The 24,707-nt window shown below is 60.9% G+C and carries 17 protein-coding genes; 15 read left to right on the top strand and 2 right to left on the bottom strand.

The annotated features are described in order from the left end of the window. Positions 1-5 precede the first annotated feature (5 nt). From Q1A06_RS06225 to Q1A06_RS06185, 9 genes are all read left to right on the top strand, one after another. Positions 6-1,994, top strand: a complete 1,989-nt coding sequence (locus tag Q1A06_RS06225; protein ID WP_299560109.1) for a conjugal transfer protein TraG — start codon at positions 6-8, stop codon at positions 1,992-1,994. 10 nt (positions 1,995-2,004) lie between these two features. Beyond that, positions 2,005-2,424 carry a ribbon-helix-helix protein, CopG family gene (locus Q1A06_RS06220; RefSeq protein WP_299560106.1) on the top strand — a complete coding sequence of 140 codons (420 nt, stop codon included), beginning with the start codon at positions 2,005-2,007 and terminating at the stop codon, positions 2,422-2,424. Positions 2,425-2,598: 174 nt separating this feature from the next. After that, on the top strand, positions 2,599-3,474 hold the full coding sequence (locus tag Q1A06_RS06215; RefSeq protein ID WP_299560103.1) for a WYL domain-containing protein: 876 nt from the start codon (positions 2,599-2,601) through the stop codon (positions 3,472-3,474). 8 nt (positions 3,475-3,482) lie between these two features. Beyond that, positions 3,483-8,663 (top strand): DEAD/DEAH box helicase, encoded by a 5,181-nt coding sequence (locus Q1A06_RS06210; RefSeq protein WP_299560101.1) that lies wholly within the window; start codon positions 3,483-3,485, stop codon positions 8,661-8,663. Positions 8,664-8,666: 3 nt separating this feature from the next. After that, complete coding sequence (locus tag Q1A06_RS06205) at positions 8,667-11,432, top strand: DEAD/DEAH box helicase (protein WP_299560099.1); 2,766 nt, start codon at positions 8,667-8,669, stop codon at positions 11,430-11,432. Positions 11,433-11,434: 2 nt separating this feature from the next. Continuing rightward, the gene (locus Q1A06_RS06200; protein ID WP_299560097.1) at positions 11,435-15,370 is read left to right on the top strand and encodes an N-6 DNA methylase; all 3,936 of its coding nucleotides are present in this window, start codon (positions 11,435-11,437) and stop codon (positions 15,368-15,370) included. A gap of 47 nt (positions 15,371-15,417) precedes the next feature. After that, positions 15,418-16,161 (top strand): hypothetical protein, encoded by a 744-nt coding sequence (locus Q1A06_RS06195; RefSeq protein ID WP_299560095.1) that lies wholly within the window; start codon positions 15,418-15,420, stop codon positions 16,159-16,161. Positions 16,162-16,170: 9 nt separating this feature from the next. Then, on the top strand, positions 16,171-17,298 hold the full coding sequence (locus Q1A06_RS06190; RefSeq protein WP_299560092.1) for an ImmA/IrrE family metallo-endopeptidase: 1,128 nt from the start codon (positions 16,171-16,173) through the stop codon (positions 17,296-17,298). Further along, complete coding sequence (locus Q1A06_RS06185; RefSeq protein WP_299560089.1) at positions 17,295-18,056, top strand: HNH endonuclease; 762 nt, start codon at positions 17,295-17,297, stop codon at positions 18,054-18,056. The genes Q1A06_RS06190 and Q1A06_RS06185 overlap by 4 nt, the downstream gene beginning before the upstream one ends. A gap of 152 nt (positions 18,057-18,208) precedes the next feature. On the opposite strand, the gene Q1A06_RS06180 is transcribed toward Q1A06_RS06185, so the two are convergent. Both Q1A06_RS06180 and Q1A06_RS06175 read right to left on the bottom strand, forming a co-directional pair. After that, positions 18,209-18,892, bottom strand: coding sequence for an RES family NAD+ phosphorylase (locus Q1A06_RS06180; RefSeq protein ID WP_299560579.1), 684 nt, complete (start codon positions 18,890-18,892; stop codon positions 18,209-18,211). Positions 18,893-18,894: 2 nt separating this feature from the next. Beyond that, on the bottom strand, positions 18,895-19,308 hold the full coding sequence (locus Q1A06_RS06175) for an MbcA/ParS/Xre antitoxin family protein (RefSeq protein WP_299560086.1): 414 nt from the start codon (positions 19,306-19,308) through the stop codon (positions 18,895-18,897). Between the two features lie 214 nt (positions 19,309-19,522). Between Q1A06_RS06175 and trbB the strand changes: the two genes are divergently transcribed. Genes trbB through trbK-alt form a run of 6 tightly spaced genes read left to right on the top strand, consistent with a single transcriptional unit; the run spans position 19,523 to position 24,707 of the window. Continuing rightward, on the top strand, positions 19,523-20,521 hold the full coding sequence (gene trbB / locus Q1A06_RS06170) for a P-type conjugative transfer ATPase TrbB (RefSeq protein WP_299560083.1): 999 nt from the start codon (positions 19,523-19,525) through the stop codon (positions 20,519-20,521). Next, entirely contained in the window at positions 20,518-20,850 is a 333-nt protein-coding gene (locus Q1A06_RS06165) for a TrbC/VirB2 family protein (RefSeq protein WP_299560080.1), read from the top strand. The genes trbB and Q1A06_RS06165 overlap by 4 nt, the downstream gene beginning before the upstream one ends. Then, positions 20,850-21,131 carry a VirB3 family type IV secretion system protein gene (locus Q1A06_RS06160; RefSeq protein WP_299560077.1) on the top strand — a complete coding sequence of 94 codons (282 nt, stop codon included), beginning with the start codon at positions 20,850-20,852 and terminating at the stop codon, positions 21,129-21,131. The genes Q1A06_RS06165 and Q1A06_RS06160 overlap by 1 nt, the downstream gene beginning before the upstream one ends. Before the next feature lie 9 nt (positions 21,132-21,140). Beyond that, positions 21,141-23,636 (top strand): conjugal transfer protein TrbE, encoded by a 2,496-nt coding sequence (gene trbE / locus Q1A06_RS06155; protein WP_299560074.1) that lies wholly within the window; start codon positions 21,141-21,143, stop codon positions 23,634-23,636. Beyond that, positions 23,633-24,421 (top strand): P-type conjugative transfer protein TrbJ, encoded by a 789-nt coding sequence (gene trbJ / locus Q1A06_RS06150; protein ID WP_299560071.1) that lies wholly within the window; start codon positions 23,633-23,635, stop codon positions 24,419-24,421. Before trbE ends, trbJ begins: the two co-directional genes overlap by 4 nt. Positions 24,422-24,434: 13 nt before the next feature. Next, on the top strand, positions 24,435-24,707 hold the full coding sequence (gene trbK-alt, locus Q1A06_RS06145) for a putative entry exclusion protein TrbK-alt (RefSeq protein WP_299560576.1): 273 nt from the start codon (positions 24,435-24,437) through the stop codon (positions 24,705-24,707).

Below are 24,707 nucleotides of genomic sequence, written 5' to 3'. Positions count from 1 at the left end.
TGAACATGACTGCCACGAAAATCCTCTGGGGCCAGATCGTCGCCGTCTTCCTGATCGTCCTCACCACGACCTGGGGCGCGACGCAATGGGTCGCCTGGCGGCTGGGGTTTCAGGCGCAGCTGGGCAGCCCGTGGTTCGAGGCCTTCGGCATGCCCATCTATCCACCGCCCGCCTTCTTCTGGTGGTGGTATTTCTACGACGCCTATGCGCGAACGGTGTTCTGGGAGGGCGGCGCGATCGCGGCCTCGGGTGGGTTCATCTCCATCGCCGTGGCCATCACCATGTCCGTCATCCGCGCCCGCGAGGCCGCCGATGTCGACACTTATGGCTCAGCCCGCTGGGCGAACAGGTCCGAGGTTGAGGCTGCCGGGCTGCTCGGCTCCGATGGTGTCGTGCTGGGCAAGTTGGATCACGATTACCTGCGACATGATGGGCCAGAGCATGTGCTCTGCTTCGCGCCGACCCGGTCAGGCAAGGGGGTGGGGCTCGTGGTTCCGTCGCTCCTGACCTGGCCAGGCTCCGCCATCGTCCACGACATCAAGGGCGAGAACTGGGACCTGACGGCCGGGTTCCGCGCAAGCCATGGACGGGTGCTGCGCTTCGATCCGACCAGCATGACCTCGGCGGCCTACAACCCGCTGCTCGAAGTCCGCCGGGGTGAGTGGGAGGTCCGAGACGTACAGAACGTGGCCGACGTGCTGGTAGACCCCGAAGGCTCGCTCGAAAAACGCAACCATTGGGAAAAAACTTCGCACTCGCTGCTGGTGGGCGCGATCCTGCATGTGCTCTACGCCGAACGAGACAAGACCCTCGCAGGCGTCGCTGCCTTCCTGTCCGACCCGCGCCGCCCGATCGAGGCGACGCTCGAGGCCATGATGGCAGCGCGCCATCTGGGAGAGGCCGGCCCGCATCCCGTAATTGCCTCCACCGCGCGGGAGCTTCTGAACAAGTCTGATAACGAACGCTCGGGCGTTCTGTCGACGGCGATGTCCTTCCTTGGGCTTTACCGCGACCCAGTCGTCGCCCATGTGACCCGGCGCGGTGACTGGCGGATCGACGACCTTATCGGTGCAGAACACCCGACGACCCTCTACCTCGTCGTGCCGCCTTCGGACATCTCCCGCACCAAGCCATTGGTCCGGCTCGTGCTGAACCAGATCGGTCGACGCCTGACCGAGGATTTGAAGGACACGCGCCGTCGTCATCGCGTGCTCATGATGCTCGACGAATTCCCCGCACTCGGGCGGCTCGATTTCTTCGAAAGCGCACTGGCCTTCATGGCGGGATACGGGATCAAGAGCTTCCTGATCGCGCAGTCTCTCAATCAGATCGAGAAGGCCTATGGCCAGAACAACGCCATCCTCGACAATTGCCACGTCCGGGTGAGCTTCGCGACCAATGATGAACGGACTGCCAAGCGTGTCTCGGATGCCCTTGGCACGGCAACCGAGATGAAGGCGATGAGGAACTACGCCGGCCACCGGTTGGCGCCCTGGCTGGGTCACCTCATGGTCTCGCGCTCCGAGACTGCGCGCCAACTCATGACGCCCGGCGAGATCATGCAGCTGCCGCCCGACGATGAAATCGTCATGGTCGCAGGAGCGCCGCCGATCCGCGCAAAGAAAGCACGGTATTTCGAAGACAAGCGGTTCGTCGATCGTGTGGTGCCGCCCCCAAAACCGGAGCAAGGCACGGTGACGATGCAGGATGATCCATGGTCATTCCTCCCGGTCATCAAAGCCGATTCACCCTCGCGCGCGTCGGCGCCGTCGGGTGAAGCTGATGAGGCGAATGCAGGCCTGCGTCGGGATCCCGACTTGGCTGAGCATGTGGCCGTAGCCCCAGAAAAGACGGCCGAACCGGCGCGTGAGTTCGAGATGATGCTCGAGGACGAACCGGAGGAGGCCGCGCGGCAAAGGCAAGCCCTGCGCAAGCAGATGGGGCAGGTGGCCCGTCAGGCCTCGATGGACCGCAATGACGGAATCGATCTTTAAGGACTGACCCATGCGCGACCGCCTCAACCTTTCTCTGCCAGCCGAACTCATCGGCCGGATCAACGAAATCGCTGACCGGAAACGCGTGACCCGCTCGGCAGTCGTCGAGGCAGCGGTGGAGTCATTCCTATCGCCAGATCATGCCGACATGCAGGAGGCCGCTTTGACGCGGCGCCTTGACCGCCTCTCGCGCCAGATCGCGCGGCTCGAACGAGACCAGCGGATCACCACCGAGACTTTGGCGTTGTTCGTCCGGTTTTGGCTCACTATCACGCCGCCGGTCGCGCCGGAGCAGCAGGCTGCTGCACAGGCCAAAGGGCGCGAACGGTTTGATGGCTTCGTCGAGACGCTGGGCAAGCGGGTGCAGAAGGGGCGTTGGTTCACGGATGAGGTGGTTGGGGACCAGGATAAGGGACATGGGAACACATAAAGCGACCGCATGTGCTTTTGCCAAAAGGCCTTTAAGTCATTAAAATTCCGCAATATGTTTTCTTTTCAGCGCAAGCTTTCGTTGCGTTCCTCAGGAATCACACCTACAAAAAAAGACAGCACAAAAAATGGGTGCGTATGATTTTCGTGCGCGCCGACACTTACGGGGAACGTGGTGGAAAGCGGCAAGTCAGATCTTCGATGGGGAGTTGCACAGCGCCTCGAGTTCATCGAGTTTCGGTTGTTTTGGGAGGGGCATGTGAACCGCAGCGATTTGATGGAGCAGTTCGGGCTATCGGTGAACCAAGCGTCCGCCGACCTGAACCGCTACATCGGCTTCGCTCCGGACAACATGGTCTATGACAAGAGCGCGCGGACCTATGTCCGTGGTCCCGACTATGCTGCGCAGTTCCTGAAACCCGACGCCAGCCGCTACCTCGCACAGCTACGGTCTTTGGCCGATGGCATCATGGACAGCGACGATACCTGGATCGCTGAACTGCCATCCTATGATGCTGCGCCAACCCCGGCCCGTGGTGTGGATCCTGTCACCCTGCGATCTGTTGTCGGTGCCATCCGCCGATCCGAGGCCATCGAGGTGAAGTATCAGTCCCTGTCGCGTCCCGAACCAAGCTGGCGGTGGATCGCACCACACGCAATTGGGTTCGATGGCTTCCGATGGCACACACGGGCATTCTGTCAGGCGGATGAAGTCTTCAAAGACTTCCTGCTCTCTCGCATCCTCGATACTCGAGGTGTTGAATCCAGCGTCGTCACGGATGTCGCCGATGCCGACTGGCAAGAGCATGTCACGCTTGAGATCGGCCCCCATCCTGAACTCTCAGAGAACCAGAAGAGCGTGATCGCGCTGGACTATGGGATGCGCGGCGGCAAGGCTCGGATAAAGGTTCGTCGCGCGCTACTCTACTACGCTCTCAAGCGTCTCGGGCTGGATACTGACCCCTCAGCGCGTAAACCACACGAACAGCAAATTGTTCTGATCAATCGAGACATCGTCCTTGGCGAGCACCACGCCGGTCAGGTTTTGTAGGAATTTTCATGAAAGCGTTTGAATTCGACCATCATCTTATCAGCTCTTACGAACGGTTTTCCCGGTCGTTCAGTTCAATTCGCTCTGACGATCTTCGGGCTGAAATTGATGCGCAATACGATGCCGGGCGCTTTTGGCCTGATGCTTTGCTTTCTCTTAATCCTCGATTCCTTTCAGGGCCAACGGTGGACGATCTGGTTACCTCCGGCGATCTGGATGAAGCCACGGGACAGGTCTTTCGGTTTGGAGAAACCCCGCTCCGCTTTCACCGCCATCAGGCTGAAGCAATTGCAAAGGCAAAGACTGCCAAAAGCTTTGTCGTAACCACTGGGACAGGTTCCGGTAAATCTCTTTGCTTCTTTGTACCCATCGTCGACGCGATCATTCGCGCGCTCAGAGCGGGCAAACCGCGCAAGACCCGCGCAATAATCGTCTACCCAATGAACGCACTTGCCAACAGCCAGCTCAAGGAAATTGACAAGTTCATCGGCCAATCTGGGCTGCCAGATGCTCTGAAGCCGATCGTCAAACGCTATACGGGTCAGGAGAGCCGCGAAGAACGCTTGAAGATCGCAGCCAATCCGCCAGACATTCTGCTGACCAACTACATGATGGCTGAGCTGCTTCTTACCCGGCAGGATGAACTCGACTCCCAGGTTATCAACAACGCTTCCGGCCTAGAATTCATCATCCTTGACGAGCTTCACACGTACCGGGGCCGCCAAGGCGCCGACGTTGCCGTACTTGTTCGCAGGCTGCGCGACCGCTGCGCGCCAGACAAGGCCCCGATCTGCATCGGCACATCCGCGACCATGGCATCCGAAGGCTCCGATGAAAGCAGAGCGCTGGCTGTGGCCAAGGTGGCAACCCGCCTGTTCGGTTCGGATATCGGGCCGGACGCTGTCATCGATGAATCCCTGCAGCGTGCAACAGATGATTCCATTGATATCGCTCAAGCCAAGGCTGGCCTCGCAGCGGTCCTGAACCAACCGTTACCGGACAATTTGAGTGATGAAGTTTTAAAGCGGCACCCGTTGGCAGTTTGGGCGGAGCTTGCGCTCGGACTTGATGACGGTTTGGAACTCAAGAGGAAAAAACCTATCCCCTTCGAGGACGCGGTCATCCGCCTCGCCGAAGATAGCGGCGTTGAGACAGGTCAGTGTAGAACCGCGCTTGAGGGTTTCCTGACCCGCGTCAGCCTTCCCGAACAGGAACGTGGAGGACCAGGCGAGGTCGCGTTTCTCGCGTTCAAGTTACACAGGTTCATTTCTGGAGCAGGTGAGGTTTTTACGACTTTGGCTTTGCGGCCTCGAACTGTTCTATTCGAAGGCCAACTCGAGGATCCGGATTCGCCCGGAGACCGCCTTTACCCAACACGTTTTTGCCGGAGCTGTGGGCACGAGTATCATGTTGTCACCAAAAGCGACAACGACGGTCAAATCAAATTCTTGCCCCGAAACATTGATGACACGCCGCTCGAAGCTGATGAAGACGATGACGTCGCAGGATATCTTTGTCCGATCCCGGAAACTGATCCGGAGTTTGCTTTCAACGGTGATCTGGACAGTTACCCAGAGAGTTGGAGGGAAGAACGCAATGGCATTGAACGCCTTAGATCTTACCGAAAAAAGCGGGCTCCAGTGTCCTATGTCGTCGGCTCGGATGGTCGGCACGGCGCGGGAGGAAAGGATTTCTGGTTCATACCGGGAAAGTTTGCGTTTTGCCTATGTTGCCAAGATGAACCGAACCAAGGCATGCGGGAACGAAGCAAGCTGGCGGGCCTGTCTGGCGAGGGACGCAGTTCGGCAACGACCCTGCTGATTTCGAGTGCACTTGAATGGATGAACCATCCTGAAAGTGGCGTTCCAGAAACGAAGAGAAAGCTTCTTGGATTCACCGATAATCGCCAAGACGCGGCGCTACAGTCTGGAAACTTCAATGACTTCCTTTTCGTTAGCTTACTGCGTGGAGCAATTCTCCGCGCGATTATTGCTGCCGGAGCCGAAGGGCTCACTGAGGATGAATTTGGCCTGAGGGTCGTCAAGGCTCTTGGTTTTACCTCCGCCAATAAAGACGCACGTGCCCACTGGATGCTCGATCCTTCCTCAGGTGCCGTCATTCGTGAAGATGCACAACGAGCGCTCGCAAAGGTTCTGGCGCACCGGGTCTGGACGGATCTTCGGCGCGGTTGGCGATATACCAATCCGAGCTTGTTCGTCTTGAACCTGTTGGATGTTGAGTTCGTTGGCCTCAGAGACATTGCTTCGGACCGCGAACGCCTGATGACCGTGCTGCCAGAGATGGGCGAACTTGACGAGGAACAACGAGCCGAAGTGTTGAAAAGAGTCCTCGGCGCAATGCTGGAGGGTCTCGCGGTCAACACTGAAGCGCTGGACCTGACCGTTCTTGACGGTGTCGCTCAGAAATCGCGATCTCTGCTGCGGTCGCCTTGGGCTATTGATGCGAAAGAAAATCCACGTGGGCGCTCATCCTTGCTTTTGCGGGCTCCCGGGAAGGGTGTCATCGGCCTACGTGAAGAGCAGACTCTTTTGCGTGCGGGCCACAACTCGCGCATCGCTCGATTGATCAACAAAAAGAGCGTCATCGGCACAAAACTCGGGAAAGAAGACTATCTCGAGTTCTTCTCGCGTCTTCTCGAGCTGCTTGCAGACGAAGGCGTGGTCGCCCCAGTCGAACTGGATGCGGATCTGGTCGGATGGCGGTTGACACCATCGGCTGTCAGGCTCGTTCCAGGCGCGGCTCTTTCGGAAGAAGGCAAGCGTGGAAACCGCTATTTCCACGATCTGTACTCTTCCATCGCAAACGATCTTGCTTCCGGCCAGAGCGCATACTGGGGGTTGGAGGGCCGCGAACACACCGCGCAGGTATCCCAAAAGCAACGCGAGTGGCGGGAGTGGCGCTTCAGGTTCGAAGACGATGACCGCGCCAACCTCAGCACGTCAGAATATCGGGCCGAGATACGCGCTTCAGGTGAGTCCGACCAATTTCTGCCCGCATTGTTCTGCTCGCCTACCATGGAACTCGGCGTTGATATCTCGGCTCTGAACGCCGTCTATCTCCGCAACGTCCCACCGACTCCAGCAAATTATGCACAACGCGCTGGTCGCGCAGGACGCTCGGGTCAGGCGGCAGTGGTCGTAACTTACTGCGCATCCGGCTCACCACACGACCAGTATTTCTTTGATCGCCGCAACGATATGGTGGCAGGCGTTGTCCGCCCTCCAGCCTTGGACATTACCAACGAAGAATTGGTGCGCTCGCATCTGCATGCTGTTTGGCTCGCCGAGGCAAAACTGGCCCTTAAGCCAGATATTCCAGATATCCTTGATCTCACAGGAGCAGGCTATCCGCTCAAAGAGGAGGTTCTGTCCGTAATCTCAAAGTCTGATCTGGTCGCACGGGCCCGTTCTCCGATGAAGCGGGTGCTGGATCAGATCTTGGCGGCGGACGACGGTTCAGCGCCAGTTTGGATGGGCGAACCTGAAGAATTTGTACTTCATGTCGCAATGAACGCGCCGAAGGAGTTCGATCGCGCGTTCGATCGCTGGCGCGAACTTTACAACTCTGCGCGCACGCAACTCGCAGAGGCTAACGCGCGATCCGAAATCACGGGGCTGTCCGGTTCCGATCGTCGCAAGATCAAGGCTGCGCAAATGCAGGCGAGCGACCAGTTGGCGATCCTTGAACAGGGCAAAGCGTCAAACGGCTCGGACTTTTACTCCTACCGATACTTGGCCACAGAAGGTTTTCTTCCGGGGTATAACTTTCCGCGTCTGCCACTTTATGCATTTGTGCCAGGGGAAGGGAAAAGCGGCTCGTTTCTGTCGCGCGCACGCTTCTTGGCGATCTCCGAATTCGGACCTCGGAGCCTCATCTACCATGAGGGCCGCGCATACCGTGTCATGAAAGCCAAGCTTCCCCCCGAAGCGCGCGAAGGCGACGGGTCGGAACTGGCTACGAAAGACATCTACATCTGCCCGAACTGCGGCGCATGTCATGAAGGCGAGGTCGAACGCTGCCACGGCTGTAACACTCACATGGCTGGAGAAGTGCCAGTCAAACGCACGCTTCGTATCGACAATGTCGAGGCAGCGCCAATCGAGCGAATTACTGCCAACGATGAAGAGCGGGTACGCCAAGGCTTCGATATTCAGACTGTTTTCGCTTGGCCCACGAAAGACGGGCAACTTCAGGTCACGAACGCCGAGTTCAAGTGCAGCGATACCTCGTTACTCGCGCTTCAATATGCCAACAGCGCAGAGATCAGCCGCCTCAACAAAGGCCTGAAGCGCCGGAAGGATCAGACTGTCTTTGGCTTCAACATCGATCCTCGAACCGGGTATTGGGCAAAAGCGGAAGATGAAGACGCAGACACCGACACGCCGCCCGATGTTGTAAGACCTGTAAAAATCGTTCCAATCGTCCGGGATAGGAAGAACGCGCTTCTCTTCCGCTTCAAGAAGCCAGAAAGCTTTGATCCTGAAACGATCACCACTGTTCAGCATGCACTTATGCGGGGCATTGAAGTGGTTTATCAGCTTGAGGAAGGAGAAATCCTAGGTGAACCCCTTCCGGCGCGCGACAATCGCAGAGCAATTCTTGCCTACGAGGCGACTGAGGGCGGAGCCGGGGTCCTGAACCGCCTGGTCGATGACCCGAAGGCGATCAGTGAAGTTGCGCGGACAGCACTCGAACTGATGCACTACGAGAACATTGAAGCTTCAATCGAAGCGGGTGACGCGCGGCTTCTGACTGAGAAGGCCGACGATGCATGTGTGCGTGGCTGTTATCGTTGTCTCCTTTCCTACTTCAACCAACCTGATCACGAACAGATAGATCGAAGCAGCACAGAAGTAGCGCAGCTTCTGATTGATCTGGCGCGGGGACAGACGCTTTTGGAGGCACGCGCGTCCTTCGACGGCTCCGCCTCACCCTGGGTAAAGGCTTTCGAAGAAGCGGGGCTTCCACATGTTGATACCATGCCGGTCAAATTTGGCGGAACCGACGTAGAGTTCGCGTGGCGAGGTCACGGCGTGGCCGCAACAGCCAACTCCGTGTCGTCTGAAATGTCTCAAGATGCTTCGAGCAAAGGTTGGGAGCTGGTCTCGCTGCCAAGTCGTCCGGACGCCGGTGTGCCCGAACAACTCACCGATCTACTCAAAGGATAGGCCATGATGCTTAGCTTTTCTCCTGGCGATCTTGTCCTTGCCCGCGGTCGAGAGTGGGTTGCTCTTCCAGCGCCGCGGCCGGGCATTCTTGCGCTTCGCCCACTCTCGGGAAACGAGAACGACGTAGTCATCCTAGATCCTGAGCTGGAAATCGGGAGCGTCGCGGCGGCGAGATTTGACCTGCCTGACGACGCGCGATCCACAGTACAAGCCAAAGCGGCACTCCTTGCCGATGCGCTTAGACTGACCTTGCGTCGCGGTGCGGGGCCATTCAGGTCTGCCGCCCAGCTTGCCTTTGAGCCGCGATCCTATCAGCTTGTCCCGCTACTGATGGCCCTTCGACTGCAGGTGCCCCGCCTGCTGATCGCTGACGACGTAGGGATCGGCAAGACCATCGAAGCAGGTCTTATCCTTCGTGAAATGATGGATCGAGGTGAAATCGATGCCTTTTCAGTCCTCTGCCCGCCTCACCTCGTGGATCAGTGGATTATCGAGCTCAAGGATCGTTTCGGCATTGATGCCGTTCCGGTGACGTCTGGCACTGCGGCCCGCCTTGAACGCAACCTACCACTCGCCCAAACGCTATTTGATGCCTACCCGTTTACGGTCGTCAGCCTTGACTACATCAAGGCTGAGAAACGCCGGGAGGGGTTTGCGCGTGCCTGTCCCGACTTTGTCATCGTTGACGAAGCGCATGCTTGCGTCGGAACACACAAAGGCAAGCAGCAACGTTTCGACTTGCTTCAGGGGCTCGCAAAGGATCCGGAACGCAGGATCGTCATGCTCACGGCCACACCGCACTCCGGAGACGAAGAAGCGTTCGCGCGCTTGCTCTCGCTGATTGATCAAGAGTTCGCCTCAGTAGACTTCGACAATGCGCGTTACCGCGAGCGCCTGGCGCGGCACTTGGTTCAGCGGCGCCGGGTCGATCTCATCGAAGGGGACTGGGACGAAGATCGCTCTTTCCCGAAGCACGAAACAACCGAGTTCCCGTATCGTCTTTCAGCCGACCATTTGGCCTTTCAAGAGTCCGCCATCGACTACTGCCTTGAAGTCGTCTCGAAAGCCGGTGATCAGAAGAAGGATCAGCGGCTCGCTTTCTGGGGCACCCTCGCCTTGATGCGATGCGTGGGCTCTTCTCCAGCGGCGGCGCTAAGCGCTCTTAGAAATCGTGCCTCGAACGACGCAGAACGTTTGGAGCCACAAATCTACGACGAAGATGGCGACGATGAAGACGCTGTTGATGTCGAGCCCAATACAATCTTCGCGAACGATCCGGCACTCCAAGGTCTCCTGGATCAAGCGTCCAGTCTTTCGGTCGCAAAGGATCCCAAACTTGACGCGCTTGTCAGTGCGCTGAAGCCGCTGATCAAAGCAGGAGCCAATCCGGTCGTGTTTTGTCGATACCTGGCAACGGCGGAACACGTGAAGGAAGGCCTCCGAAAGGCTTTTCCAAAACTGACCATTGAGGCCGTCACCGGTGAACTCACGCCCGACGAGAGACGAGATCGTGTTTCAGAGATGACGATTGAAGATGGCGAAAAGGATACTCAGCGGATCTTGGTCGCGACGGATTGCCTGTCTGAAGGGATTAACCTTCAGCAGCTTTTTGACACTGTCGTGCACTACGACCTCTCGTGGAACCCGACCCGACACCAACAACGCGAGGGCCGGGTAGACCGTTTTGGTCAACCCGCCGAACTGGTTCGATCCATCATGATGTTTTCGCCAGACAGCGCTATCGATGGCGCCGTCCTCGACGTCATCTTACGCAAAGCGGAGGAAATCCGGAAAGCAACAGGTGTAACCGTTCCGCTGCCCGATGAACGCGGCCCCGTCACCGATGCACTCATGGCCGCGATGATGCTTCGTCGCGGTGGTCATAAACAGCTGACACTTGACTTGCGTCTGGACGACGGCACGCACGCGATGGATGCCCGTTGGCGTGATGCAAGCGAGAACGAGAAGAAATCCCGTGCGCGCTTTGCACAGAATGCAATGAAACCGGCCGAGGTTGCACCGGAATGGAACAAGGTCAAAGACCTGCTCGGTTCGCCGGATGATGCGCGGCAGTTTGTCGAACGCGCGATGTCTCGCTTTGGCGTACCTCTAGAGAAGAAGCGGTCACTCTACATTGCGCATGTTCATGCACTGCAGGAGAGCCTGAGAGAAAAGCTGGGGCAAAGAGGAGTCGAGAAATCCGTTAAGCTTGCCACTGCGGAACCCGCGCCGTCGGGCACGTCTCTATTGACGCGCACCCATCCTCTGACAGCCGCTCTGGCAGAAAGCCTTGTGGAGGCTTCCCTGGACCACGAAGCCCTACCAGATCTCGGCATCGGGCGCGTTGGCGCTTGGCCTACACCGGCAGTCTCAGCAATGACCCGTCTCGTGCTTCTACGTATCCGCTACAAGCTCACCATCCATTCTCGCAAGGAAAGACTGCTACTCGCGGAAGAGGCCGCACTGGTTGCCCTTCAAGGGAACAGCATTGTAGCGATCGCAGACACCGCACGTGAAATGCTTAACACGCCAGCAACTGCTGATCTTGCGCAAATTGCGCGAGACCGGCTGGTGAACAACGCAAAATCGGAGTTGCCCACGCTCATTGAAGGACCGCTGGCGGCATTCGTGAAAAAGCGGGCGGAGGAGCTCGTCGAAGATCATGCACGACTGCGTGCTGCGGCTGGATCGGCCTCGCGTGTCAGCGTGGAGGCTGTGCTTCCACCTGACGTCATTGGAATGTTCGTTCTGATGCCGGGCGAGGTTTAAGCATGGCCCGCAAGCCCATTACCGATATGTCGGCATGGCCCTCGCTTAGCCTCGAGGGCAATCTCATCGCACCCGCCATGATTACAAAGATCGATCAGCGGGCCGCGCCGGAACAGGCCCCGGAGGACTATTCCGTTCGAAAGGGCCTGACGATCCGCGAAGAAATCTCGACGGCTTTCCGCGTCGGGCAGTCTCATTTCGATGCATTCGCCAAGATCGAGACACCAACTCAGGATGCCACAAGTCGCTTTGTTTCTGGCCTCTTCAAGGAAACCTTCGGTTACGATGATCTTGCGGCTGCTGAGGCACCCATCGCATTGATCGCAAGTGGGCGCGTTCCGTTCGTCGTGGTGCCCACGTCCGAGACGCTTGACCGTCGCAGTCCGACCTTGTCAATCGACCGGTCGCGCTCACCAGCATTCGCCCTTCAGGACTACCTCAATGACAAGGACGAGGCGCTTTGGGGCATTGTCACCAACGGCACCCATTTGCGCCTCATGCGAGACAACGCCTCGCTGACCCGCCCGGCCTATATCGAGGCTGACCTCGCCCAGATGTTCTCGAACGAGGACATCGCCTCCTTCGCCGTCCTCTGGCTGCTGATCCACCGGTCCCGTTTCGGCAATGAAGGCGCTCCCGCCACGGACTGCCCGCTTGAGCGGTGGAGAGAGACCGGCTCAAAGGAAGGTGAAGTTGCCCGGGATCGCCTGGCCGATCAGGTACAGATCGCGCTCAAGGTGCTCGGCTCCGGCTTCCTCGAAGCCAACCCAGACCTTTCGACAAAACTGAAATCGGGTGAAGTGAACCTCACCGAGTGGTTCAACGAACTCCTGCGCCTCGTCTACCGCCTGATCTTCCTCATGGTGGCCGAGGATCGGAACCTTCTGCACCCCACCAACGCCAAGACCGACGCTCGCGCTCTTTACGCCCAAGGTTACTCCCTCGCAGCGCTGCGCAAGCAGTGCTACCGCGCCGCGACCTGGGACAAGCACCATGACCGCTACGAGGGCGTCAAGATCGTCTTCAAGGCACTCGCCCACGGCCAGCCAGCACTCGCTCTCCCGGCGCTCGGCGGCCTCTTTGCGGACGACCGTCTGCCGCACCTCGAAACTGCCCGCCTGCGCAACAAGGCCTTCATGGAGGCGCTCTACCGCCTCTCCTGGCTGTCGGACAAAACCGGCATGGTCCCCGTCAACTGGCGCGCGATGGAGACGGAGGAGCTGGGCTCGGTCTATGAATCCCTCCTCGAACTGCAGCCACAGTTGGGCGACGACGGCAAGACCCTTGTCTTCGCCTCCGAGGCGGCCGAGCAGAAGGGCAACCAGCGCAAGACCACCGGCTCCTACTACACGCCCGACAGCCTCGTTCAGGCGCTGCTCGACACAGCGCTCGACCCGGTGCTCGACAAGACCGAGCCGGACAAGCTGCTCAAGCTGACCGTGATCGACCCTGCCTGCGGCTCGGGCCACTTCCTCCTGGCCGCCGCCCGCCGCATCGCCACGCGCCTTGCCCGTCACCGGGCCGAGGGCACGCCCGCGCTGTCCGACTTCCGCCATGCCCTGCGCGATGTTGCGCGGTCCTGCCTGCACGGGGTGGACCGCAACCCGATGGCGGTGGAACTGACCAAGGTCGCGCTCTGGATCGAGACGGTGGACCCCGGCCTTCCGCTTGGCTTCTTCGACGCGCAGATCCGCTGCGGCGATGCGCTGCTGGGGGTGTTCGACCTGAAGGTGCTGGAGGATGGCATCCCCGATGCCGCTTACAAGCCGCTGACCGGCGACGACAAAGACATCGCCAGCATCTACAAGAAGATCAACGCAGCGACGCTGAAAGGCCAAGGCGGGTTCGATTTTGGATCGGGAACAAACAAGCTCCCGGAAACCAAGCCATTGGCGCTGGACTTCTCTGGGTTCCGCGATCTGCCCGAGGACACACTCGAGGAGATTGGAGCAAAGGCCGCGCGGTTTAAGCAGCTGCGCAAGCGGCAGGAATTCGTGCGGGCCAAGGCCGCTTGTGACCTCTTTATTGCGGCCTTCCTTATGCCAAAGGTTGGAAGCGCGCCGACCGGTCCTTCTGAGCGGTCTATCCCGACCACTGAAGAGCTATGGATGGCGCTCAATCAAGGCAAAATGCGCCAGGCGATGGTGGACGCGCCCAAGGCGGCCCGAAGCGCCCATGCATTTCATTGGCCGCTGGAATTTCCCGATATCATGCAGCAAGGCGGATTTGACATCGTTCTTGGCAACCCCCCGTGGGAACGAGTGAAACTTCAGGAACAGGAGTTCTTCGCGCTAAAGGATACAGAGATTGCCACTGCAAAGAACGCCGCTGCGCGTAAAAAGCTTATCGCAGAGTTGAGCGAGAGCAACCCTCATCTTGCGAAGGAGTGGTTAGACGCGCAGAGGATTGCCGCCACTGAAAGCCATTTCATGCGGGAGTCCGGGCGCTTTCCAAGAGGCGGGGTCGGCGATGTGAATACTTTTGCCGTCTTCACCGACCACTTTTGGCAGCTAACTAAGCCGACGGGATATGCGGGGGTCATAATCCCAACTGGACTAGTCAGCGGCTTCACCTATCGGGCCTTCCTTGCCGAGTTGCTTAGCACCAAATCTCTTGCAGCATTTTACGGGTTCGAGAACGAAGATCTGATTTTCCCGCATATCACCAACAAGGTGAAATTCGGCCTGCTGACTATGGCCGGAAGGGATGTCCGGATCGAGAAGCCTTGGTTCACAGCACATATTAGGCAACCCACCGAAATTGTGGATCCTGAGAAAAGGTACTCGCTGACAGTTGATGAAATTAGGGCAATCAATCCGAACACCCTAAATCTTCCTGCTTTCCGTTGGACCAAGGATGCGAAGGTAACCGCGACCATTCACACGTCAGCGCCAATTCTGATCGAGAAGCAAGACAACGCGATCATACGGAACGACTGGAAGGCCAAGTTCATACGCATGTTCGACATGGCAAACGATTCCGGCCTTTTCATTGATCACGACGATGTCGAACCGCTAATCAAAAAACGCGACTGCGCTCTCGCCGTGCTCAACGATAGCCGCCGAGTCTACCCTCTCTACGAGGGCAAGATGTTCTGGCACTTCGATCACCGCTACGGCACGTACGAAAACCAAACCGTGAAACAGGCGAACAAGGGCGTTCTTCCACGCGTCACGGAAGACCAACATTCAAATTCGAAGTATCAAATCCAACCGCGGTACTGGATCGACGCAAATCTGACCGAAGCTGCTTTGTCGGAAGCCGCTTCGCACAATTGGTTTTTCGCGTGGCGAGACCTTGGGCCGTCCGAGCGCAGCTTGGTCGGCACCATCATTCCGAAGTCTGCAGCAGGCCACAAAGCACCGCTCATGATCTGCGATCACCCTGCAGAGGCCCGAGTTATCCTTGCGACCGTATTGAGCAGCCTCGTGACGGACTACGGGGTTCGCCAAAAAACTAATGCAATGACATTCTTTGTGATGGAGCAAGCGGCCGTCTTGTCACTTTCTTCATTGAGTGAGTACGTGGATTGGCTTGGAGAAACCGCCAGTGCTTGGCTCCTGCCTCGCGCCTTTGAGCTCTTTTACACGAACAACGAACTTTCGGCCTTGTGTGAAGACCTCGGACAGAATCACCCGCCATTCATATGGAACACTGAAAGACGCTCCCATGTTAAAGCTGAAATTGATGCAGCAATGCTGCATCTTTACGGGTTGGACAGAGAGCAAGCGGAATGGATTTTGGACTCGTTCACAGTCCTGCGGAAATACGAAGAGCGTGACCATCAGGAATTCCGCACCAAACGGCTCGTCCTGGCCGCATTCGATGCCATGGCCGACGCCAAGAAGCTGGGCGCCGCCTACCAGACACCCTTGAAACCATCCCCCGCAGATCCCAGCCTGTGTCATCCGGCGACGACCATCGAGGCGGCCCAATGATGATCGGCCACTCAAACGGCCACTTCACGGCGATGGGGATGTAGGGGATGCACCCGTACCTCAAGATCGCGCTGTGGATCGGGATTGTCGTGACGATGTTCATGATCTTCCCGGCCTTGCTTGTCATCGCAGTGCTGATCCTGTTGTGGTGGTTGATTTCAAACCTGACCGAGCATGGCCCGAAGTGGATCTTGTGGCAACGGGATGCTCTGTTGCTGTGGATGGGCAGGTTCTGGTGGTTCGGCAAATTGCCTTGGGTGTCGGGAGTCCTGCGCCGCGTCCAAGCGGAAGACGAGCGCCGCAAGGAAGACGCACGTCGCAAGAAGGCTGAGGCCGACGCCCGAGAACAGGCCGAACGCGACCGGGCCCAGAAGGAACATGATGCGCTGGTGGAGCGTCCGATCCCCCCGGACATCAAACGGGATATGCAGGCGTTTCTTGATGGCAGTTTCGTGGGAGAGGACCAGTCCCCCCTCGCTTATGTCGGATACCGCGTCGGCAAAACCCGAGGGCTAGTCAGCCGCGAAAGACAGCGACGGCTGGATGCCTGTTTCCGCATCGAGATTCCGTCAGACCTCGACCCGAAGTACCGGGGATGGGGCGCGCCCGCGACATTCCAGAGGTTCCATTCAATCGAGAAGCACCTGAAGATGCTTGCCGATATGCGCGGCGGTCGCAGCAACCAGAGATTTGCCGTCGCGGATTGGGAAGCGGACCGGGCGTGGTTCCAGGGCGAGTACCGAGAACTGGCCGGGTTGCTTCAGCGCCACCCCCCACGGCGCTATTGGTGAGATGTACCGATGCCAGTGATCCATCCGCAAACCTACGCCAAGTTCAAGCCGATCTTCCTTGATGCTCTGAAGACCCGCACAGAGCCCGGCGCAGATCGCACCGCCATGATGCATGCGATCATCCATCAGCTGAAGGACGCATCCTACACGCGGGATGATGCCGAGGATATCAGGCCATACATAGAGCTTTTTCTGGAAGAGGTCCAGAACGGGACGATCGAGCCCTTTCCCAAGGGGCCCTATCTGGCTGGTTTGGAACCAACGCCGAACCCGGTTTTTGCACCTTTTCAGAAAGACCTGTTCACACCCAAGCTTCAGGAAAAAGCCCCGGCGGAACAAGCACTCATCGACCAGCTGATCGCCGCAACAAAGCTCTATGACTCGAGCGAGGCAATCGAGGCGCTGTTCTCCTTCACGATCAACTTGCGAGAGTTCGCCCCGTTCAATGCGATGCTACTTCACATCCAGAAGCCGGGCCTAACCCATGCCGCGACTGCGCATGACTGGTGGCACCGCTTTGGACGTGTCCCGAAGAAGGGCACGCGTCCCTTGCTGGTCTTGCGCACCAAAGGTCCAGTCGATTTCGTCTTTGATATTCTCGATACGGAAGGCCGCGATGTGCCAGTTGATGCGTTCGCGTTCCCGACTTTTGGAGACCTGAGTGACAACCGGTTTTCCGAGTTCATGCGCGCAGTCGCCAAGGAGCGGATCGATCTCGTCGTCTTGGATTCCGGCGATGGACAAGCAGGTTGGATACGTCTTCTGGCTGAATCCAAGGCCAAGACCGGCAAGAACGTTTATCAACTCGCCTACAATCGAAACCACGCCGCACCGACGCGCTTTGTAACCGTGGCACACGAGCTGGCACACCTCTATCTCGGACACCTCGGGTCTGATGCTGGACGACGGGTTCCTGATCGGCGGGATACACCGCATGCGTTGATGGAAGTGGAGGCCGAGATGGTTGCCTATCTTGTTGCCATGCGAAATGGGTTAAAGCCAAGGAGCGAGAGCTACCTCGCGAATTACAAAGGCGCGTTTGAGGACCTGAATCTGTATGCTGTGACGCGGGCCGCCAATGCTGTTGAAACTGCCATGGGAATTGCCTCGCACAAGCTGTGGAACGAGAAGTCATGATCGAAGCGCCCCAGCCCTTCGTCATTCGGCAGGAATGCGACAAGATCGCGTTCCAGAACGGATTTCGCCGGACTCATGGCGAAACAGACGGCTGGCGGCGATACAGCTCGACCACAGCGCAAGGCTCGATCTGGTTGGCTGCCGAGCACACCGGCACATGGCTTCTTTCAATCGATCATGCTGGCGTGTTGGCAGAAATCGGGCTTGAGGTTTCTGATGTCGACGGCCCGGGCCTCGCGCGGTTTCGCTTCACATCCCTGACCTCGCTCTATGCCGTCATGCCACGCCTGTACGAACTCGCGGTCAGTCTCCCCGACGCCCCCCTGCAAGAGTTCCTGCACCGAACGAAGGGGATGCCAAAGGCGACCGAAGCGGAGCGTCTGGTGGTTCAGCGCGTTGGACAGGGCATATTCCGCGACCGTCTGATCACCTACTGGCAGGGCAGTTGCCCGCTGACGGGCATTTCCGACCACGCCTTGCTGCGGGCCTCCCACATCAAGCCTTGGAAGGATTGCGAAAGCGACGAGGATCGACTGGACGTGCACAACGGCTTGCTTCTGTCGGCGCTCTGGGATGCCGCGTTCGACCGCGGCCTCGTTACGTTCGATGAAGGCGGCCACCCGCAGTTTTCAACTCAGCTGAGTGAAACGGCTGCTACCGAATTGAGATGGCAGGCGCCAATTCGCCTGACAGACAAGCACCGTGCCCACTTGGAATGGCACCGCAGCGAAGTGTTCGAAAAAGGATGCGGCGGCTAAGTAATAGGCCAACAAAGATTTCTGCTGAACTCAGAAAACATAGGGGCTTGCGCGGGGGCACCCAATTCTGCGCAAGGTCTTGGCCTTCGCCGGATTTCTGGAAGGTCCGGTATGCGTCGAACGGTCATCCCATCGGACTTCGGTTTCCAACGTCACAAGACTCGCAACACCTCCCCATTATCCAGCCGCTTCACGTAATCGACTGCCGTGCCGTTCCAGTGATACGCAAAATGGGCCCCTTGGATCGGGATCGGGACAACGTCGGGCCAGAAGATGGCGATGCACTGGCCCTCGGGAAAGCGCACGCTGGGCCAGGTAATGCCGTTCGAGCCAGCCGCACGGCGCTCGGCCCCGAAGAGTTGCGAGGGGCGGTAGTCGTCGGGGTCCAGCAAATCGGCGTGGCCCGTGACGTCGTCGAGATCGGTGTCGACCGAACCGATCAGCTCGCGGAACTGCGAGGTCCAGCCCGGCGCCTCCTCCGTGGCGCGCATGAAGCGGGCGTGGTGGTGGATGGTCTCGGCGATCGCCACCTCGGTGCGGTCGCCCGCGTAGTAGAGGCCGAAGCTGCCATCCGAGAACCGCCCCGGACGGAGCGGCGAGCAATGCACGAAGGGCGCCATCAACCAGCTGGCGCCGGGGCCGGTCACGCGCCGGGCGACGGGCACCTTGTACAGATCGCCGATGCTCTCGCGGATGCGCGGGTTGAACTTGGCCTCCGCCGAGGCCAGCGCCTCCCAGTCGGCCGGATCGGCGATGTCCTCGAAGAGGTCGATCGGCGGGTGGATCGTGCGGATGATGCGGACCGTGCGCGGCCAGGTCACGCGGCGGACAGGCACATTCACCAGGCGCCCCGTTCGGCATCGAGATAGGCGCGCAGATCGATCAGGTCGGTGATCTCACCCCGCAGCATGATATCCAGCGCGCTTCGGCCCGCGAAGGCGGCATTCGGCTTGCGGATCCAGGCATAGCCCCGGGCAGGGTCGGTAAAGAGATAGCGCAGCGCCTTGTGGATCCCCATCAAGATCGCCATGCGCGCGCGCAGGTCGCGGTCGATCCGGCCGATGTCACCGGTCTTCCACCGCGCCCAAGTGCGCTGCGCCATGTCGCCCAGCAACGTGCGGGCTTCCGCATCCGTCAGCTCCCAGGCCCGGAACAGGTTGACCGTTGTGCGCGCCAGCGCCGCGGCCTCCTCGTCGGTGATCACGGGAAGGTCGGTGCGGGCGATGATTGGCTGGACCGTGGCGAACTGCATTGCTGTCTCCTTTGGCACCAATATAAGCATTATGTGCCAAAAGGCAAGATGGGACGTGCGGTGCCAGTTTGACCACCTCCAGCCTTTTCTCCTGTCTTTGCACGCCAGAGCCCTACGCCCCTTGAACACCTGTTGAGCCAAGCCGGTTTCCGGTTTTCTTGATGGACCCGATCCAGGGCCGCCCGTCGGCGACCACTCACAGCACGGGGACAGCATGGCAGAGGCAGCTCGGAAACCGGAAGCGATGGCGCGCGGCGCGCGGATGCTGCGCACGGCGCTTGGGCCCGCCATCGCCGGGTTTCTGGAAGACCCGATGATTGTCGAGGTCATGCTCAATCCCGACGGGCGGCTCTGGATTGACCGGCTCTCGGAAGGGCTCTCTGATACAGACGCCATGCTGTCTCCCGCCGATGGCGAGCGGATCGTGCGGCTGGTCGCCCATCATGTCGGGGCCGAGGTGCATGCCGCGCGCCCGCGTATCTCGGCCGAACTGCCCGAGACTGGCGAACGTTTCGAGGGGCTCCTGCCGCCCGTGGTCACCGCGCCCTGTTTCGCGATCCGCAAACCTGCCGTCGCGGTCTTCACGCTGGCCGATTACGTCGCGGCCGGGATCATGACCGAGACCCAGGCGCAGTTGTTACGCGAGGGCGTTGCTGCGCGCGCCAATATCCTCGTGGCGGGCGGCACCTCGACCGGCAAGACGACGCTGACCAATGCGCTCCTGGCGGAAGTGGCCGGCTCGTCGGACCGCGTGGTGATCATCGAGGACACGCGCGAGCTGCAATGCGCCGCCCCGAACCTCGTGGCCCTGCGCACCAAGGACGGCGTCGCCTCGCTCTCCGATCTCGTCCGCTCCTCGCTCCGCCTGCGCCCCGACCGCATTCCGATCGGCGAGGTACGCGGGGCCGAGGCGCTGGACCTGTTGAAGGCCTGGGGCACCGGCCATCCGGGCGGGATCGGCACCATCCATGCCGGCTCGGCCCTCGGCGCCCTGCGCCGCATGGAACAGCTCATCCAGGAGGCCGTGGTGACCGTGCCGCGCGCCCTCATCGCCGAGACCATCGATCTCATCGCCGTCCTCTCCGGGCGCGGGGCCAGCCGGCACCTCGCCGAACTCGCCCGCGTCGACGGGCTGGGACCGGACGGCGATTACCGCATCAACCCGGCGGCGCGGCCGACCGGGACGGAAACTGACACAGGAGACTCTTCATGACCCGATCCCTTCACCGGCTGCGCGCGCAGGCAGCACATGCCGTTACTTTTGCCACCGTGACCCTGATGCTGGCGGGACCTGCCCGGGCGGCGGGCTCCTCCATGCCCTGGGAGGCACCACTGCAATCGATCCTCGAGTCGATCGAGGGGCCGGTCGCCAAGATCATCGCGGTGATCATCATCATCGTCACCGGCCTGACGCTGGCCTTCGGCGACACTTCCGGGGGCTTCCGTCGCCTGATCCAGATCGTCTTCGGCATCTCCATCGCCTTCGCGGCCAGTTCCTTCTTCCTGAGCTTTTTCAGCTTCGGCGGCGGGGCGCTGATCTGATGGACACCACGTTCGAGCAGCTGGCGGATGTGCCGGGCTTCACCGTCCCGGTCCACAGGGCGCTGACCGAGCCGATCCTGCTGGCCGGTGCGCCGCGGGCCTTCGCGATCCTGAACGGCACGCTGGCCGGGGCTATCGGGCTCGGGCTGCAGCTCTGGGTCGCGGGCATTGTCATCGGACTTCTGGGCCATGTGGTGGCGGTCTGGGCCGCGCGGCGCGATCCGCTCTTCGTCGAGGTCGGGCGCCGACATCTGCGTCTGCCCGGACATCTCGAGGTCTGAGTCAGCGCCATGATGAACCTCGCGGAATATCGCCGGAAAGGAACGCGGCTGGCGGATTACCTGCCCTGGGCGGCGCTGGTGGCCTCCGGCGTGGTGCTGAACAAGGATGGCAGCCTGCAGCGCTCGGCCCGGTTCCGGGGCCCTGATCTCGACAGTGCCGTCGCGGCGGAGCTCGTGGCCGTGGCGGGGCGCACCAACAACGCCTTTCGCCGCCTCGGGTCCGGCTGGGCGATCTTCGTCGAGGCGCAGCGCGTGGCAGCAGCGGACTATCCCGACAGCCACTTCCCCGATCCGGCCTCGGCGCTGCTCGATGCCGAACGCCGCGCGGGGTTCGCCGAGCAGGGGGCGCATTTCCAGTCGGAGTATCTCCTGACCTTCCTCTACCTGCCGCCCGCCGAAGAGGCCGCCCGGGCCGAGACCTGGCTCTACGAAGGGCGGGAGACGGCAGGGGTCGATGCGGGCGAGGTTCTGCGCGGCTTCATCGACCGCACCGACCGTGTGCTGGCGCTTTTCGACGGCATCATGCCCGAATGCCGCTGGATGGGTGACAGCGAAACGCTGACCTATCTGCACTCCACCATCTCGACGCAGGCCCACCGCGTCCGTGTGCCGGAAACCCCGGCCTATCTCGATGCGCTCCTCGCCGATCAGCCGCTGACCGGCGGGCTCGAACCCCGGTTGGGGGACGCCCATCTGCGCGTCCTGACCCTCTCGGGGTTCCCGACTGCCACCACGCCGGGGATCCTCGACGAGCTCAACCGGCTGGCCTTTCCCTATCGCTGGGCGACCCGCGCGATCCTGATGGACAAGGGGGAGGCCGCGCGGATGGTTGCGCGCATCCGCCGCCAGTGGTTCGCCAAACGCAAATCCATCGCCGCGATCCTGAAGGAGGTAATGACGAACGAGCAATCGGCGCTGGTCGACACGGACGCCGCCAACAAGGCCGCCGATGCGGACATGGCCCTGCAGGAGCTCGGCGCCGATATCGCGGGCGAGGCCTATGTCACGGCGACGCTCATCGTCTGGGACGAGGACCCGCGCCGCGCCGACGAGAAACTCCGCCTGGTCGAGAAGGTGGTACAGGGCCGGGACTTCACCGCCATGGTCGAGACGGTCAATGCCGTCGATGCCTGGCTCGGGTCGCTGCCGGGGCAGGCTTACGCCAATGTCCGCCAGCCGCCGATCTCCACCCTGAACCTCGCCCATATGATCCCGCTCTCCGCCGTCTGGGCCGGGGAAGAGCGGGACACGCATTTCGACGGCCCGCCGCTGCTCTACGGCAAGACCGAGGGCGCGACGCCGTTCCGGCTGTCTCTCCATGTGGGCGATGTCGGCCATACGCTGGTCGTGGGTCCCACCGGGGCGGGCAAGTCCGTGCTGCTCGCGCTCATGGCGCTGCAGTTCCGCCGCTATCCGGGTGCCCAACTCTTCGCCTTCGATTTCGGGGGCTCGATCCGGGCCGCCACCCTCGCCATGGGCGGCGACTGGCATGATCTGGGCGGTGAATTGACCGAAGGTGCGGAGGCGACGGTCTTCCTCCAGCCGCTCGCGCGTATCGTCGATCCCGTCGAGCGGAGCTGGGCCGCGGGCTGGATCGGTGCGATCCTCGCCCGCGAAGGCATCGCCATCACGCCCGAGATGAAGGAGCATCTCTGGTCCGCCCTGACCTCGCTGGCCTCAGCCCCGGTCGGCGAACGCACGATCACCGGTCTTGCGGTCCTGCTGCAATCCTCCGATCTGAAACAGGCCCTGCGGCCCTATTGCCTCGGCGGCGCCCTTGGCCGACTGCTCGATGCCGAGACTGAAGAGCTGGGCGCGGCCTCCGTCCAGGCCTTCGAGATCGAGGGGCTGGTCGGCACCACCGCGGCGCCTGCGGTCCTGTCCTATCTCTTCCACCGCATCGGCGACCGGCTCGATGGCCGGCCGACGCTTCTGATCATCGACGAGGGGTGGCTGGCGCTCGATGATGAGGGCTTCGCGGGCCAACTCCGCGAATGGCTGAAGACCCTGCGCAAGAAGAACGCCTCGGTGATCTTCGCGACCCAGTCGCTCTCGGACATCGACGGCTCGGCCATCGCGCCCGCGATCATCGAAAGCTGTCCGACAAGGCTGCTGCTGCCCAACGAACGGGCCATCGAGCCCCAGATCACCGCGATCTATCGCCGCTTCGGTCTGAACGACCGGCAGATCGAGATCCTCGCCCGCTCCACCCCAAAGCGCGACTACTATTGCCAGTCACGCCGCGGCAACCGGCTTTTCGAGCTGGGCCTGTCCGAGGTGGGCCTCGCGCTCTGTGCGGCCTCGTCCAAATCCGACCAGACCCTGATTTCGGACATCCTCGCAGAGCATGGGCGCGACGGGTTTCTGGCCGCCTGGCTCGAGGCCCGCGGGGTCGGCTGGGCTGCCGAGCTGATCCCGGAACTCACGAATCTCGCGCCGGAGCCCGAGCTAGCCGATGCCCCGATCCCCCAAGCCCCTGAATCCGAAAAGGAGACCACCCCATGACCCATGCCGCCCATCGCCTGTCCCGTCTCGCCAGCGCCTCCGCCTTGGCTCTGGCGCTCGCAGCCCCCATGGGCCTTTCGCCGATCTTCGCGACGCCCGCGCAGGCCTTTCTCTTCGGCGGAGGCGGGCGCATCGTCTACGACCCGCGCAACCACGCCGAGAACATCCTCTCTGCCGCCCGGGCGCTGGAGCAGATCAACAACCAGATCACCCAGCTGCAGAACGAGGCGCAGATGCTGATGAACCAGGCCCGCAACCTCGCGAGCCTGCCCTATTCCTCGCTGCAGGCGCTGCAGCAGAACGTGGACCGGACCCGGCAGCTCCTGTCCCAGGCGCAGAACATCGCCTTCGATGTCGCCCAGATCGACCAGGTTTTCCAGCAGGACTATGCCAACATCCCCATGGCCGCGCCCGAGGCGCAGCTTCTGGCCGATGCGCGCTCCCGATGGGAAAACACCGTCGGCGGGCTGCAGGATGCGCTGCGCGTGCAGGCGGGCGTCGTCGGCAATCTCGATGGCCAGCGCGCCGAACTCTCCGCCCTTGTCGGAGAAAGCCAATCCGCCGTCGGCGCCTTGCAGGCGACCCAGGCGGGCAACCAGCTTCTGGCGCTGCAGTCCCAGCAGATCGCCGACCTGATCGCGGTCGTGGCTGCCAATGGCCGCGCCACCGCTTTGGTCGAGGCCGAGCGATCCGCGGCGGCCGAACAGGGCCGGGTTCAGCGCGAACGCTTCCTCACCCCGGGCGCGGGCTACCAGCCCGGCAATGCCCGGATGTTCAACAACTGAGGAGGGCAGGCCCATGGAGGGATCGGTCCTCGCCCGCATCGCGGCCATCGTTTTCGTCGCCATCGCGATCACCGCGGCACTGGTGGAGATGGGCCGGGACGAGGCGGGGCAGGCGGTGCGCCCGGCGGCCCTGCCAATGCCCGAGGTCGATCCGCTGCGGGCCGAACAACGACGCTGCCAGGAATTGGGTGAGGCCGCGGCCTCGGATTCCGACTGCCTCGCCGTCTGGGCCGAAACCCGCGACCGCTTTCTCGGGCGTGACCGCGACCGGACCGGGGGCGAGTGA

It is taken from the genome of uncultured Sulfitobacter sp. (genome assembly GCF_947497275.1).
In the GTDB taxonomy this organism is placed as follows: Bacteria; Pseudomonadota; Alphaproteobacteria; order Rhodobacterales; family Rhodobacteraceae; genus Sulfitobacter.
This window is presented reverse-complemented; position numbering and strand designations above follow the sequence as displayed.